The organism is Pseudomonas sp. GM60 (assembly GCF_000282415.1).
GTDB lineage: Bacteria > Pseudomonadota > Gammaproteobacteria > Pseudomonadales > Pseudomonadaceae > Aquipseudomonas > Aquipseudomonas migulae.
Genome location: NZ_AKJI01000065.1, coordinates 19,517 through 34,741, shown reverse-complemented (window position 1 = coordinate 34,741; position 15,225 = coordinate 19,517). Strand labels below are relative to the sequence as shown.

General features: G+C 60.5%; 12 protein-coding genes. 10 read left to right on the top strand and 2 right to left on the bottom strand.

The genetic code is table 11. The annotated features are described in order from the left end of the window. Positions 1-3 precede the first annotated feature (3 nt). Together PMI32_RS29845 and PMI32_RS29375 are read right to left on the bottom strand one after the other, a co-directional pair. On the bottom strand, positions 4-720 hold the full coding sequence (locus PMI32_RS29845; RefSeq protein WP_008030128.1) for an RHS repeat-associated core domain-containing protein: 717 nt from the start codon (positions 718-720) through the stop codon (positions 4-6). Between the two features lie 59 nt (positions 721-779). Beyond that, entirely contained in the window at positions 780-1,859 is a 1,080-nt protein-coding gene (locus PMI32_RS29375; protein ID WP_008030125.1) for an RHS repeat-associated core domain-containing protein, read from the bottom strand. 161 nt (positions 1,860-2,020) lie between these two features. On the opposite strand from PMI32_RS29375, the gene PMI32_RS13010 reads away from it, so the two are divergent. The 10 genes from PMI32_RS13010 (at position 2,021) to PMI32_RS13055 (ending at position 15,215) form a co-directional block, all read left to right on the top strand. After that, the gene (locus PMI32_RS13010; protein WP_008030124.1) at positions 2,021-2,377 is read left to right on the top strand and encodes a hypothetical protein; all 357 of its coding nucleotides are present in this window, start codon (positions 2,021-2,023) and stop codon (positions 2,375-2,377) included. A gap of 250 nt (positions 2,378-2,627) precedes the next feature. Next, on the top strand, positions 2,628-3,587 hold the full coding sequence (locus tag PMI32_RS13015) for an AAA family ATPase (RefSeq protein WP_008030123.1): 960 nt from the start codon (positions 2,628-2,630) through the stop codon (positions 3,585-3,587). Positions 3,588-3,592: 5 nt separating this feature from the next. Continuing rightward, complete coding sequence (locus tag PMI32_RS13020) at positions 3,593-4,537, top strand: DUF58 domain-containing protein (RefSeq protein ID WP_008030122.1); 945 nt, start codon at positions 3,593-3,595, stop codon at positions 4,535-4,537. Then, positions 4,534-5,028, top strand: a complete 495-nt coding sequence (locus PMI32_RS13025) for a DUF4381 domain-containing protein (protein ID WP_008030120.1) — start codon at positions 4,534-4,536, stop codon at positions 5,026-5,028. Before PMI32_RS13020 ends, PMI32_RS13025 begins: the two co-directional genes overlap by 4 nt. Beyond that, the gene (locus PMI32_RS13030) at positions 5,021-6,100 is read left to right on the top strand and encodes a vWA domain-containing protein (RefSeq protein ID WP_008030119.1); all 1,080 of its coding nucleotides are present in this window, start codon (positions 5,021-5,023) and stop codon (positions 6,098-6,100) included. The genes PMI32_RS13025 and PMI32_RS13030 overlap by 8 nt, the downstream gene beginning before the upstream one ends. After that, positions 6,097-7,833: a VWA domain-containing protein gene (locus PMI32_RS13035; RefSeq protein WP_008030117.1), complete on the top strand. Its 1,737-nt coding sequence runs from the start codon at positions 6,097-6,099 to the stop codon at positions 7,831-7,833. Before PMI32_RS13030 ends, PMI32_RS13035 begins: the two co-directional genes overlap by 4 nt. After that, positions 7,830-9,470: a BatD family protein gene (locus tag PMI32_RS13040; protein WP_008030115.1), complete on the top strand. Its 1,641-nt coding sequence runs from the start codon at positions 7,830-7,832 to the stop codon at positions 9,468-9,470. The genes PMI32_RS13035 and PMI32_RS13040 overlap by 4 nt, the downstream gene beginning before the upstream one ends. Positions 9,471-9,739: 269 nt before the next feature. Further along, positions 9,740-10,984 carry an exonuclease SbcCD subunit D C-terminal domain-containing protein gene (locus PMI32_RS13045; protein ID WP_008030113.1) on the top strand — a complete coding sequence of 415 codons (1,245 nt, stop codon included), beginning with the start codon at positions 9,740-9,742 and terminating at the stop codon, positions 10,982-10,984. Further along, positions 10,981-14,622: an SbcC/MukB-like Walker B domain-containing protein gene (locus PMI32_RS13050; protein ID WP_008030111.1), complete on the top strand. Its 3,642-nt coding sequence runs from the start codon at positions 10,981-10,983 to the stop codon at positions 14,620-14,622. Before PMI32_RS13045 ends, PMI32_RS13050 begins: the two co-directional genes overlap by 4 nt. Next, positions 14,619-15,215: a glutathione S-transferase gene (locus PMI32_RS13055; protein WP_008030109.1), complete on the top strand. Its 597-nt coding sequence runs from the start codon at positions 14,619-14,621 to the stop codon at positions 15,213-15,215. Before PMI32_RS13050 ends, PMI32_RS13055 begins: the two co-directional genes overlap by 4 nt. Positions 15,216-15,225: the final 10 nt, after the last annotated feature.

The window sequence follows — 15,225 nt, the reverse complement described above, 5'->3', positions numbered from 1 at the left end:
AGCTCAATGGTGAGTCAATCGAAAACTTGCCTGAATGGTAATAACCAATACGCCCCCATGCCCCTTTATCGTAAGTCTCGGCATACCATGATAAGTATCTTTTATCAGTCGACCGCTTTCTCCAAACCATGTTACTGATACTTCTTTGTGCGAAACAAACATCCGCCGACCACCAGAATTCACAAAAGAGCCAACACCTCCTGACGGGTCTACCCGATTCACTGGATCGCCCTGACAATAAGAATAGGTATTCAACCCACCCTCACCAAACGGACTCAATTTGTCCGGACTATTAAATCGCATCAGCAACGGATTAAACGCTCTATACCCATTACCCAATAAGTAATGCCCCGTCACTGATTCCGTTCGTTGACCATTGAAACGTGGCAAGCTGGTCAACCCACTTTCACAGTGGTGATATCCATAGGGTGAGTAGGCGATGGGTCGTTGATGGTTTACCAGTAGGGTATTGAGTACAGAACGCTGCTGATCCATGGCCAGCAACGTATTGTCGAGTCCGTCGCTGTCGCGCCGTTGCTGCGCAAGCAAATGATCTCCGTGCTGGACGATTGAAACCTGTTCGCCGCCCCCAATTTCTGAGACCAATCGACTTTCACAGTAGAAGCGCTGTCGATCGACACTACCCTGCCGACAATGGCGGGCAAGCCGATCCAGTGCATCGTATTGATAACGGATTTGAGTGGTTTGTTTATGTAACATGGCCTGAGCTCCAATAAATCAGTATAGGGGGCGTTTACTGCTATCAAGCGCTTTTTCAACTATGCTCCAACACGTCTAACCGGACGCTTAATCTTATCAAACACAACGGGCCGATACTGCACACCATACCGCTTCAGTGAACTGTCTTTTTTTGCGATCCCAAAATAGTAAAACCCCTCATAAACTTCGCCAATTTTCAGGTTTTCGAAAACCTTACCCGTATTGATCGTTTGAATCCTCCCTGAATAAGCTTTAACCGGGCGTTTCGCAAGCCGATTAATACTTTCAGCAAATGAAATATCTTCTATGCCAAATGAATTTTTTTCAATATCCGCCGAATGACACGCCGCAATTCTTATACTCTCAAATTTTGAGACATCAACCCCGTTGCGCTTAGCAAGCTTTAGCAAATCCAAACCAGTAAAATCACCCTTCACGCCCCCTGGAAAACCATGGGCATCAAAGGTAAGCCTGGAACCGCCCTTGTAAACATCTTCAAATGTAAAAACACCTTCAGAGAGCCTTGTCACATTCGATACAGGCTTAAGTTTTATCCCGAGTTCATATGAGGCGACCACTGCGGGAGCCTTCTTCAAAAACTGACTTAATGAAGAAGCAAGATGCCCCGTAGGATCACTCCTATTAATCGGATCTCCCAGACAGTACGCATAAACATTCAACCCGCCCACTCCAAATGGACTAAAACTATCTGGGCTGTTAAATCGCATCAGAATAGGGTTAAACGCTCGATAGCCGTTACCCAACAAATAGTGCCCCGTCACGGGGTCCGGTAGCTGACCGTTGAAGCCCGGTAAACCGCTACCAAAAGAATGATGACCGTAGGGAGCGTAGGCCGAGGAGCGTGGATTTTTTGTATCGAGGGTATAAAGCACAGAGCGTTGCAGGTCCGCGGCCAACAGCGTGCTTTCAAACCGACCCTCTTTTTGCTGCTGTTGCGCCAGCAGTTGGTCGCCGTGCTGCACGCCTGATTGGTGCTCCTCACCCTGGATCTCGGTAGTCAGGCGATTTTCGCAATAAAAGCGTTGGCGCTCGCAGCGAGCCGGCTGTCTGTGGCTGGTCATTCGATCCAGTGCATCGTATTTATAGTGGATGAAAAACCGATCCAGTTTGCCGATCATCGTTAAACCCTCCAGGAGCCCGGAATTATCGATGGCTTAGGCAACTGATAGCCACTAGCAGAACTGATAGGGCTCCCAAACGCGACCCAGCAAAAAACCGCCAACACTGGCAAAATCCCCCTTTGCCTGCCAACACCGCGCCCAGCGCCAGGACTGCTCAAATGCAAATGACCACCTCCCTCTTGATCGTCAACCCGTGCGACGAGGAAGAAGACAACATGGCCATGCTCGCCTGCCACAGCGATCAGGGTGAAATGTTCCTGATGAGCCGCTACCCGGACGAGGACGAGCTGGAGATCACCCTTGATGGCGAGCCTTCAACGCTGGACGGCGTGAAAGTGACGCTGAGCCCTACTCGCTTGCTGATCGAAATCGCGGCGGCGGATGCGGATGCGTTGAATGGGGATGATTCGCTGGAGATTACGCACAGCACGGATGCGGGTGATTTGGCGGAGGTGGAAGAAACGTTGCAGAACATTCTCAAGGGTACCGGCACTTACATAAGCCAGATTGCCTGACAGACCGCCATCGCCGGCAAGCTAGCTCCTACAAGGATTCGTGTCGAACGCAGATCAACTGTAGGAGCCGGCTTGCCGGCGATGGCGTCCGCAAGGACGCAAAATCCCCAAAACAATATCGATATCCCGACCCTGCGCACATTTGCACAAAATGCCGTTAGTCGCCGCCCCCCGCGATAGATTAAAGTAACGCCCCCAGCCCTGGCGTTATTCGAACGTCTTCGGTCACCCTTTCCAGGAACAGTCATCGATGGAACATCGTGAAGCGCTGCTCGCGCTGCGAACCTTTCTTTCAACGCAGATTCTCGGCCAGGAAAAACTCATCGAGCGCTTGCTCATCGCCCTGCTTGCCGACGGCCACATGCTGGTCGAGGGTGCTCCCGGCCTGGCCAAGACCAAGGCCATCAAAGAACTCGCCGAAGGCATCGAAGCCCAGTTCCATCGCATCCAGTTCACCCCTGACCTGTTGCCTGCCGACATCACCGGCACGGAAATCTATCGCCCGGAAACCGGCAGCTTCGTGTTCCAGCAAGGCCCGATCTTCCATAACCTGGTATTGGCGGACGAAATCAACCGTGCTCCGGCCAAGGTTCAGTCGGCTTTGCTTGAAGCCATGGGCGAGCGTCAGGTCAGTGTCGGGCGCAGCACCTACGAGCTGTCGCCGCTGTTCCTGGTGATGGCCACGCAAAACCCGATCGAGCAGGAAGGCACTTACCCACTGCCCGAAGCGCAGCTGGACCGCTTCCTGATGCACGTGAAAATCGGCTTCCCGGACGCCACCGTCGAGCGCCGCATCCTGCAACAGGCCCGTGGTGAAGCCTTGAACGGTGAAACCAAACCCGAGCGCCGGGTCAGCCAGCAGGCCATTTTCGCCGCCCGCAAGGAAATCCTCGGTCTGTACATGGCCGACGCCGTGGAGGAATACCTGGTGCAACTGGTCATGGCCACGCGCACGCCGGCCAAGTTCGACCCGGAGATGGCCGAGTGGATCGCCTACGGTGCCAGCCCGCGCGGTTCGATTGCCCTCGACCGCTGTGCCCGCGCCCACGCCTGGCTGGCCGGTCGCGACTTCGTCAGCCCGGAAGACATTCAAGCAGTGCTGTTCGACGTCTTGCGTCACCGCATCATTCTGTCCTTTGAAGCCGAAGCCGCTGGCATCGACCAGGACCGGGTGGTCCAGCGGATTCTCGACGTCGTAGCCGTCGCTTGACCCCGATGAACGCCATTCTGCCGCCCGAGCCGGGCATCCGCGTCAGCCTCGCCGAGCTGATCGAGATGCGCCATCGTGTGCGTGAAGTGCAGCTGTTTTCCACGCCGAGCCAGCGCAGCCCACTGATCGGCCTGCACCACTCCAAGCTGCGTGGCCGTGGCGTCGACTTCGATCAGGTGCGGGTCTATCAGGCCGGCGACGACGTACGCAGCATCGACTGGCGCGTCACCGCCCGAACCCAGGAACCGCACACCAAGCTGTTCCACGAAGAACGCGAGCGGCCGATTTTCATCATGGTCGAACAGAGCCGACGGCTGTTTTTCGGTTCGGGGCTGATGTTCAAATCGGTGCTCGCCGCCCAGGCCGCCAGCCTGATCGGCTGGGCCGCGCTCGGCCATAACGATCGAGTCGGCGGGCTGGTGTTCGGCGATAACGAACACTACGAAATCAAGCCCCGGCGCAGCAAACAAAGCCTGCTGCAATTTCTCAACCGGCTGGTGCGTGTCAATCAATCGTTGCACACCGAAAGCGAGCAGAACCGCGATTCCCTCAACCTGGCCCTGCGTCGTGCCCGGGAGGTGCTGCGCCCCGGCAGCCTGGTGATCGTGATCTGCGACGAGCGCGCGCTGACTGAGGGCTCCGAGCAGCAACTGAGCCTGCTGTCGCGCCATTGCGACCTGTTGTTGCTGCCACTGTCCGACCCACTGGACCACGCCCTGCCCGCTGCGGGCCTTTTGCGCTTTGCCGAACGCGGCGCGCAACTGGAACTCGACACGCTGAATTTCGACCTGCGCCAGACCTACCGCGCCCAGGCCGAAGCACGCATCGCCCATTGGGAATTGCTCGCGCAAAAACTGCGGGTGTTGTTGATGCCCCTGAGCACCCAGAGCGAGATGGTCGAACAACTGCGCGAGTACCTGAACCCGCAAAAACCGGGGAAATATCGATGAGCAGCCTCGATCAACTGCAACCGCTGATTTCCCCGCCGCCGATTGGCTTTTGGCCACCGGCACCGGGCTGGTGGTTTTTGCTGTTGTTACTGCCGCTGATCGGATTCGGCCTGTGGAAGGCGCGGCGTTTCCTGCCGAACAAGCGCCCCATCGTGCGCGCCGAACAACCGCTGGACCCGGTGCGCATCGCCGCACTGGCCGAACTGGCGCTGATGCCCAAGCCCTACGACGGCGCACCGGCCGGTGCCTGGCTCCAGCAACTCAATGGCTTGCTCAAACGCCTGTGCCGCAACCATTACCCCTACAGCCAGAGCCACACCCTCAACGGGCGCAAATGGCTGGCGTTTCTCGACAACCGTTGCCCGGCAGCCGGGCTGACGCGCTGGATGGTACTGGTCGAAGGCGCCTACAAACCCGAATGCAAACTCGACGACAAGGCCATCGCCGGCCTGACCCAAGCCGTCGACACGTGGATTCGCAAACATGTTTGAGTTCGCCTGGCCGTGGATCTTCGCCTTGCTGCCGCTGCCGTGGTTGATGCGCATCGTGTTGCCGGTGGCCGACAGCGGCGAACCGGCGCTAAAAGTCAGTTTCCTCAGTGACCTCGAAGGCCTCGCCCGACGCCGTGCCCGGGCCAACTTGCCAGCCTGGCGGCAACAAGCGCCGTTCATCCTGCTGTGGCTGTTTTTGCTGATCGCCGCAGCGCGCCCGCAATGGCTCGGCGAACCGTTGCCGATTGCCGCCAGTGGCCGTGATCTGCTGGTGGCGGTGGACGTTTCCGGCTCCATGGATTTCCCTGACATGCAGTGGCAGGACGATGAGGTCAGCCGCCTTACGCTGGTGCAACATTTGCTCGGTGATTTTCTCGAGCGACGCGAAGGCGACCGTGTCGGCCTGATCCTGTTCGGCAGCAGAGCGTACCTGCAAGCACCGCTGACCTTTGACCGGCGCACCGTGCGGGTCTGGCTCGACGAAGCGCGCATCGGCATCGCCGGCAAAAACACCGCCATCGGCGACGCCATCGGTCTCGCGCTCAAACGCCTGCGCCTGCGTCCGGCACAAAGCCGTGTGCTGATTCTGGTCACCGATGGTGCTAACAACGGCGGCGAAATCGACCCGTTGACCGCAGCGCGGCTGGCGGCCAAGGAAGGCGTGAAAATCTACCCGATCGGCATCGGCGCCGATCCCGAGCAAAGCGGCACCGCAGGATTCCTCGGCATCAACCCGAGCCTGGACCTCGACGAGCCTGCGCTGAAGGCCATCGCCGCCGCCACGGGCGGCCAGTATTTCCGCGCTCGCAACGGCAAGGAATTGCAAACGATCAAGGAAACCCTCGATCAACTGGAACCCGTGACCCAGCAACCGACCCAGGCCCGCCCGGCGCAGGCGTTGTATCACTGGCCGTTGGCGATGGCGCTGCTGTTGAGCCTATTGCTGGTGGCGCGCGAACGCTGGCCGGATAACCCGTTGCAGCGCCTGTTTACCAAGGATCTGTTCTTGCAAACGCAACTGCCTGACTGGCGCCAGCGACTCAAGCGCCTGCGCCTGCGGAGGCGCCGATGAGTGCACTGTGGCCTTACTGGTTCCGCCCCTGGTGGCTGCTGCTGTTGCCGCTGCTCGGCTGGTTGCTCTGGCAACTCTGGCATCGACAGAAGCGCGTCGGGCGCTGGCAGATGATTCTGCCGCCGGCCTTTCATTCCGCGCTGCTCAGTGGCGGCAACGGTCGCGACAGCAAATTGCCGTGGGTCGCCCTCGGTGTGGCGTGGCTGCTGACGATTCTGGCGCTGTTGGGGCCTAGCTGGGAGCGCGTCGAGCAAGCCAGTCAGAAACCGGCCGACCCGCTGGTGGTGATCCTTGAGCTGACCCCGGAGATGCTCGCCACAGACGTGACGCCAAACCGGCTGGAACAGGCCCGGCGCAAGCTGTTCGACCTGCTGCAAAACCGCAGCGACGCCCAGACCGCCATCGTCGTCTACGCCGGCAGCGCACACACGTTGGTGCCGCTGTCGGATGACCTGTCTACCAGCCGCAATCTGCTGGAGGCGCTCAAACCGTCGTTGATGCCCCAGACCGGCCATCGCGCCGATCTCGCGGTGACCAAGGCCCTTGCGCTGCTGAATCAGGCCGCGCTGGGTGACGGCCGGATTCTGCTGATCGGTTCGTCCCTGACCGAACTGGAACGCGAAGGCATTCAACAGGCGCTCGACGGCAAGTCGACCCGGTTTTTGATGCTCGGCATCGGCACCGCCGAAGGCGCACCGATCACTCAGGAAGATGGCAGTTTCCTCAAGGATGATCAGGGCGCGATTCTGGTGCCGCACCTCGACGAGCCGAACCTGAAAGCGTTCGTCAACGGCCTCGATGGCCGCTATCGCCACGCGCGCCTGGACGATGCCGACCTGCGCGCCCTCGGCTTGCTCGATGGCCCGCGCAACTTGCGCAATGACGGCCAGACCCTGCGTCTCGATAGCTGGGCCGATCAGGGTTATTGGCTGTTGTTGCCGCTGTTGCTGCTGGCGGCCTGCGCCGGTCGACGCGGCTGGTTGCTCTGCCTGCCGCTGCTGTTCCTGTTGCCGCAGCCGAGCTATGCCTTCGACTTCGAAGACTTGTGGTTACGCCCTGACCAGCAAGGCCTGCATCTGTTGAAAAAGAAGCGTCCGGCCGAGGCCGCGCAACATTTCCAGGATCGGCAATGGCAAGGCGTGGCGCTCTACGAGGCCGGCGACTACAGTGGCGCCGCCCAGCGGTTCGCCGAAGGCAATGATGCCCACGCCCACTACAATCGTGGCAACGCCCTGGCCAAAGGCGGTGAGTTGGAAGCAGCGCTGGATGCTTACGATCAGGCACTGGAGCGGCAACCGGATCTGCGCCCGGCGCAGACCAACAAGGCCTTGGTGGAAAGCTTGATCAAGCAGAAAAACACGCCGGCACCCGTTGAACCGGACAAAACCGAAGGCGACGAGACCGGGACCCCGCAGGAGCCACCGCCGGGCGCAGCCACCCAACAGTCGAACAGTGGCGAACCGAAGTCCGATGCCCAGACCACGGCACCCGATGCAGAGCAGTCGGATACGACACCGGCGCGCCCCGGCACCAATGAGGTGCCCGGCAGCGAGTTGGGCGATGAACAAAGCACCACCCCGCCGCTGCGTCCTGCCAGCGATACCATCGATGGCGAACAGCGCCAGGCGCTGGAACAATGGCTGCGCAAGATCCCGGACGACCCGGGCGAATTGCTCAGGCGCAAATTCTGGTACGAACAGCAGCAACATCAGGATCAGGAAAAAACCCGATGACCCGCTTCACCGCTTTCATGCTTGCACTGTTTATCTGGACCGTTCAGGCCCAGGCTGCGCAACTGGTCGCCAGTGTCGACCGCAGTCGCCTGAACTCCGGCGAAACGGTCGAGCTGACCCTGGAGTCCAACGATGTCACCCAGTTCGGCAAGCCTGACCTGACGGCGCTGGAACCGCTGTTTGAAGTGCGCGGCACCCGTCAGGTCAACCAGTTGACGACCCTTAACGGCGGCAACGGCGCCACCACCCGCTGGATCATCACCCTGCTGCCTCGCCAGAACGGCAGCGTGGTGATTCCGTCGCTGCAACTGGGCGATGTGCAGAGCCAGCCGATCACCCTGCAAGTGGTCGAGAGCGAAACCCAGGACAGCACACAAAAACTGGCCCCGGTATTCATCGACGCCAGCCTCGATCAAAACAGCGTGTACGTGCAGGCCCAGGCGATCCTGACCTTGCGCATCTACCATTCCGTGTCGCTGTATGACGACAGCAGCCTGACTCCGTTGCAGATTCCCGATGCGCGCATCGAGCAGTTGGGCGAGTCGCGCACTTACGAAAAAGACATCAACGGCCTGCGCCATGGCGTGATCGAATTGCGCTACGCGATCTACCCGCAACACAGCGGCCAGTTGACCATTCCGGCGCAGATCTTCAGCGCTACGCTGGTGGACGCGCAGCCGGCCAAGGACGTCGAGTCCCAGGTGCCGAAATCCGGCAAATTGATGCGTGTCAGCTCGGTCGAACTGCCACTGACCGTCAAGCCGAAACCTGCCACTTACCCGGCTGACGTACCTTGGCTGCCGGCCCGCAGCCTGACCCTGAGCGAGAGCTGGAATCCGGAACCGGATCACACGCAAGTGGGTGACTCGCTGACTCGCAGCCTGATTTTGGAAGCCGAAGGTTTGGCCAGTTCACAACTGCCGCCATTGCCGGCCACCGACGTCAACGGCTTGCGGCGCTATCCTGATCAGCCGGTGCTGGTCAACCAGAATAGCGAGCGCGGCCTGATCGGCAGCCGCGAGGACCGTGAGGCGCTGGTGCCTGTCCAGCGAGGGAACGTCGAGTTACCGGCTGTGGATGTGGTCTGGTGGAACACCTTCGAAGATCATCTGGAACACAGCAGCCTGCCGGCGCGGACGCTGCAAGTGGCCAACAACCCGGGCTTGATGGTTGATACCCCGGCCGGTACGCCGCTGGTCATTTCCCCTGCCGACAATGAAGCGCTCTGGTGGTGGAAACTCAGCACCGTCATTCTCGCCTGCACCACCCTGCTGGGTTTCGGCCTCTGGTGGCGTGCCCGCTGGCAACCGGCGATCCTGCGCGCCGCCCAGACCGGCCCGAGCCCACGTACCGTGCTCGACGACCTCAAGCGCGCCTGTCAGGCCAACGACTCCCACGCCACCCGCCAGGCCCTCGACGCCTGGGCCCGGCAACAACCGGAAACCCTGGCCGACATGGCGGCGCGATTCGTGCCGTTGTCGGACGCGCTGGATGGTTTGAACGGGGCGTTGTACAGCGAAACCGGCCAGCATTGGCAGGGTGAAGAACTGTGGCGTGCGATCAAGGCGATCCCGATTGCCGAGCGGGTTCAAGACCCGGTCGGCGACAGCGGCCTGCCACCGCTCTACCCGAAGTAACCCCAATCCTGTAGGAGCCGGCTTGCCGGCGAAGCGATCCCGAGTTCCGCGTCGCGCTCAAGGCCGCCTTCGCGGGCAAGCCTCGTTCCTACAAGGCCTGGGGGCGGCGCGAATCCCTGTAGGAGCCAGGCTTGCCGGCGAAGGGGCCCTTGAGGTTGTGGCGGCCAGTTCCTGCAGTAGGTTTGGTGTCGCTTTACCCGTAAACTCTATCCCCTTTCGCCGCTGTCAATTTCCTCGCGGCCATCACCTTATTTCCTACGGAGCTCGCCTTGCGTCTGTTTCACACCTCCGACTGGCACCTTGGGCAGAACCTGCACGGCCAGGAACGCGATTTCGAGCACGGCTGTTTCCTCGATTGGCTGCTGCATCAACTGAAACTGGACCAGCCCGATGTGCTGTTGATCGCCGGCGATATCTTCGACACGGTCAATCCACCGGTCAAAGCCCAGGAGCGCCTCTACGATTTCATCGTCAGCGCCCACGAACAACAGCCGAAGCTGACCATCGTGATGATCGCCGGCAATCATGATTCCGGCTCGCGCATCGAATTGCCTGCACCGTTGATGCGCCGTTTGCGCACGCATGCGCTGGGTCGTGTGTTGTGGCTGGATGACGGCCAACTCGACGCCGAGCGCCTGCTGCTGCCACTGCCGGACGCCAAGGGTAAAACCGTCGCCTGGTGCCTGGCGTTGCCATTTTTGCGACCTGCCGAAGTGACCGGCGCACACCTGGGCGACAACTACCTGCGCGGGATCGGCCAGGTTCACGAATGGCTGATCGAAGCCGCCAACGCCAAGCGCAAGAAAGGTCAGGCGCTGATTGCCATCAGTCATGCGCACATGGCCGGCGGTTCGGTGTCCGAAGACTCCGAGCGCAGCCTGATCATCGGCAACGCCGAAGCGCTGCCCGCCAGTCTCTTCGGCCCGAGCATCAGCTACGTTGCCCTTGGCCACTTGCACAAACCACAGAAGGTCAACGGTGAAGAACGCATTCGCTACAGCGGCTCGCCGATTCCACTGTCGTTTTCCGAAATCGGTTATCAGCATCAGATTCTCGACGTCCGGCTCGACGGCGAAACCCTGGTCAGCGTCGAACCGAAACTGATTCCCCGCGCCGTCAACCTGCAACGTATCGGCCCGGCGCCTCTGGCCGACATCCTGCTACAACTGGGCGACCTGCCGAACATCGACTTGCTCGCCGACATTCAGCGTCAGCCGTGGCTGGAAGTGCGGGTGCGCCTCGACGAGCCACAACCGGACTTGCGCCATCAGGTCGAAACCGCCCTGCAAGGCAAAGCCGTGCGCCTGGTGCGCATCGCCGCTGAATACGCCGGCAACGGCAGCCGTGATGGCCTCGATGACGGTGCGACCCTGCTTGAACTGGACCAGCTCACGCCTCAGGAATTGTTCAGCCGCGCCTGGCAGGACAACTACGGCAGCGAGGTCGATGAGCAAACGCTGAAGGACTTCGCCGAGCTGTTGCAAGACGTGCAGATGGAGAGCGAACAGCCATGAAAATTCTCGCGATCCGCCTGAAAAACCTCGCCTCCCTGGCCGGGCCGTTTGAAATCGACTTCACCGCCGAACCGTTGGCCAGTGCCGGTTTGTTCGCCATCACCGGGCCGACCGGTGCCGGTAAAAGTACCTTGCTCGATGCCTTGTGCCTGGCGCTATTCGGCGCCGTGCCTCGGCTGAGCAACGCGCAAGTGTCGGCCAAAGCGCCGGACGCCGACGGCGAAATCAGCACCGGTGACCCGCGCACGTTACTGCGTCGCGGTACGGGCGAAGGCTATGCCGAAGTTGATTTCGTCGGCATCGATGGCCGTCGTTACCGCGCGCGCTGGGAAGCCAATCGCGCCCGGGAAAAGGCCGGCGGCAAGCTGCAACACAGCCGTCAGAGCTTGCGCGACATCGATCTGGATCAACTGCTGGCCAGTCAGAAGGTTGAATTCAAGGTCCAGCTCGAAGCTGTCCTGGGCCTGAACTTCGAACAATTCACCCGTGCCGTGTTGCTGGCCCAGAGCGAATTCAGTGCGTTCCTCAAGGCCAACGACAACGAGCGCAGCGAACTGCTGGAAAAACTCACCGACACCGCGCTCTACACGCGTCTCGGCCGTCGCGCCTTCGACAAGGCCAAAGAGGCCCGTGAAGCGCACAAGCTGTTGCAGGATCAGGCCACCGGCGTCACGCCGCTGTCGACCGAAGCCCGCGCAGAACTGGATGAACGCTTCAACGAAGCACAACAGCAATTGAAGACTCAACAGGCGCAACTCAAACAGTTGGAGTTGCAACACACCTGGCTGAAAGAGCTGCGCCAATTGCAGGACGAGCAGCTCAGCGCCACCGAGCAACTGACCAGCGCCCGGCAGGATTGGGAAAACCTGGCCAGCGAACGCTTGAAGCTGACTCGACTGGAACAACTGGCACCACAACGGCACCAGTTCGCCCGTAAGACCGAACTGACCGCCCAGCTCACGCCGCTGGCCGCGCAGATTCAGCAGCACACCGGGCAAGAACAGGATCTGCAAACCCGTCAGACGCAACTCGAACACAGCCTCAGCGCGGCGCAAACCGCGCTGATCGAGGCACAAAGCCAACACACTTCAAGCACGCCACTGCTGCGCCAGGCCTTTGAGGCGCAAAGCACCCTCGCCCGCCTGATCAAGGACACCGGCCTCAGCGCCGACCTCAAGCAGCAAGCGGAGCGGGCCTGCTCCGAAGGCCAACAGACGATTCAAGGTTTGCTTGAGCAGCAGAACCGGGTTGCCGAGCGTCTGCAACGGATTGCCGCCGAACTTGAGCAAAGCACCCATCTGGCGCCGCTCAGCGATGCCTGGAACGCCTACCGCGACCGCTTGCAACAATTGATGCTGATCGGCAATCGATTGAACAAGGGGCAGGCGGAACTGGCCTCTCTGGAGCAGAACGCCACCCATGCCGCCGAGGAATTGGCGGCGCAAAAACAGAATCTGGAAGTGCTCTACAAAGAGGCCGGCGCCGAGCCTGATGCGGTGGCCGAACAGATCCAGCTGCTGGGCACTCTGTTGCAGGACAACCGCAAGCAACTGCGCGCCATTGAAGAGCTGACGCGACTGTGGACTGGCCAGCAGGAACTGGACAAGCGCATCGCCGAATTGCAGCAACGTCAAACCGTTGCCCAGCAGGAGCGCGACCGCCTGACCCAGGACGGGGTGAAGACCAAAAACGAATTGACCGTGGCCGAACAGACCCTGACGGTGACCCGCGAACTGCTGGAACGTCAGCGTCTGGCACGCAGCGCCAGTGTCGAAGAACTGCGCGAGCAATTGCAGGACGATCAGCCCTGCCCGGTCTGCGGCAGCCCGGACCATCCTTATCATCAACCGGAAGCGCTGCTGCAAAGCCTCGGCCGCCATGATGAAAGCGAACAGGCCAACGCGCAAAAAGCGGTGGATTCGCTCAAGGAAAAACTCACCGACCTGCGTACCGAAGTCGGCGGCGTGATTGCGCAACAGAAGGAATTGCTGCAACAGCAGGAACAACTGCTCGCTCAGCAGCAAAGCCTGGCACCGAGCCTCGATGCGCACCCGTTATCCGCGCAGCTTTTCACCCAGGACAGCGCCAAACGCGATGCCTGGTTGAACCAGCAAAACAGCCAGTTGAACCAAAGCATCACGCAGGACGAACAGCGCCAGACCGCCCTGCTCACCCTGCAACAGGACGCCACACGCCTGCAACAGCAACTGCGCAACGCCGAAACCGCGAGTCAGCAGGCGACCCAGCATCTGACCAACCAGCAACGCGAGTTGAGCAATGACCGTCAGCGCCTGGACGAAGAGCTGATCGCGTTCAGCACCCTGCTCCCGGCCGACACACTGGACGCCTTGCGCAACGAACCGGCTGCGACCTTCATGCAGCTCGACCGGCAGATCGCCCAGCGCCTGGAGCACCTCGACCAGCAACGCGATGAACTGAGCGAACAGCTACAACGCCAGCAGACGCTGGAGAAGGAACAGGATCGTCAACTGACCCGCGTCCAGCAGCTGGAAACAGCTCAGCGCCAGTTCACCACGCTCACCGAGCAGCAACAGGCTTGCCAGCAGCAACTGACGCAACTGCTCGGTTCCCACAGCAGCGCCGAACACTGGCAACAGCAACTGGATCAAGCCGTCGAACAGGCGCGCAATGCCCAGGCGACCGTCAGTCAGGAACTGCAATCGGTGCGCACGCACCTGGTGCAACTGGCTGCGGAACTGAAAGCGCAGCAAGACCGTCTGCTCGCCCTTGAAAGCGAAGATCGTGAACTGGGCCTGAAGATTGCCGACTGGCGCGCCTTGCATCCGGAACTGGATGACGGCGGCCTTGAGCACTTGCTGAGCGTCGACGACCAGCAGGTCAGCGAGTTGCGCCAACGGTTGCAGCACAACGAAAAAGCTATCGAACAAGCCAAGGTGTTGTTGCAGGAACGCGATAAGCGTCTGACCAGTCATCAGGCGCAGCACAACGGTAATCTCGATGCCGCGCAACTGGCCACCGCCCTGTCCGAGCTGCAAAACCAGTTTTCCGCCAGCGAGCACCGTTGCGCCGAACTGCGCGCCGAACAGGCAGAGGACCAGCGCCGGCAGAACGCCAATCAGGCCCTGGCGCAACAGATCGCCGACGCTTACAGCGAGTATCAGCGCTGGGCGCGCTTGAATGCCTTGATCGGCTCCGCGACCGGCGACACCTTCCGCAAGATCGCCCAGGCCTACAACCTCGACCTGCTGGTGCATCACGCCAACGTGCAGTTGCGGCAACTGGTGCGGCGCTATCGCCTCAAACGCGGCGGCAGCATGCTGGGCTTGCTGGTGATGGACACCGAGATGGGCGACGAGCTGCGTTCGGTGCATTCGCTGTCGGGTGGCGAGACGTTCCTGGTGTCGTTGGCCCTGGCATTGGGTCTGGCTTCGATGGCGTCGAGCACGCTGAAAATTGAATCGCTGTTCATCGACGAAGGCTTCGGCAGCCTCGACCCCGAATCCCTGCAACTGGCGATGGACGCCCTCGATGGCTTGCAGGCTCAGGGCCGCAAGGTCGCGGTGATTTCCCACGTCCAGGAAATGCACGAACGGATCCCGGTGCAGATCCAGGTCCATCGCCAGGGCAACGGCCTGAGCACCCTGGAGGTGAAATGACCACGCTGTACTCCTTCCGTCGCTGCCCGTACGCCATGCGGGCGCGGATGGCCCTGCGCTACTCGGACGTTGCCGTGAACATCGTCGAGGTCAGCCTGAAGGCCAAGCCTGCCGAGATGCTCGCACTGTCGAGCAAAGGCACGGTGCCGGTGTTGAGCGTCGACGGCCAGGTCATCGATGAAAGTCTGGCGATCATGCACTGGGCATTGGCGCAGAACGATCCGCAGGATTGGTTGCTCAAGGATGGTCCTGCGGGTCAAGCGCAGATCGCGGCGCTGATCGAAGAGAACGATCAGGTGTTCAAAGTGCATCTGAATCGCTACAAGTACGCCGAGCGTTATCCCGAGCAGCCAATGGCGCTTTATCGCAGCGAGGGTGAGGTGTTCTTGCGCAGGCTGGACGCGTTGCTGGAAGGCCGCGATTACTTGCTGGCGGTGCATCCGAGCCTGGCGGATGTGGCGTTGATGCCGTTCGTACGGCAGTTCGCCCATGTCGATCGTGAGTGGTTCGGGCAGACGCCTTACGTGCGGTTGCAGGCGTGGCTACAGCGTTTTCTGGAATCGGACCTGTTCACATCAATCATGAAAAAATGATCCCCCTGTA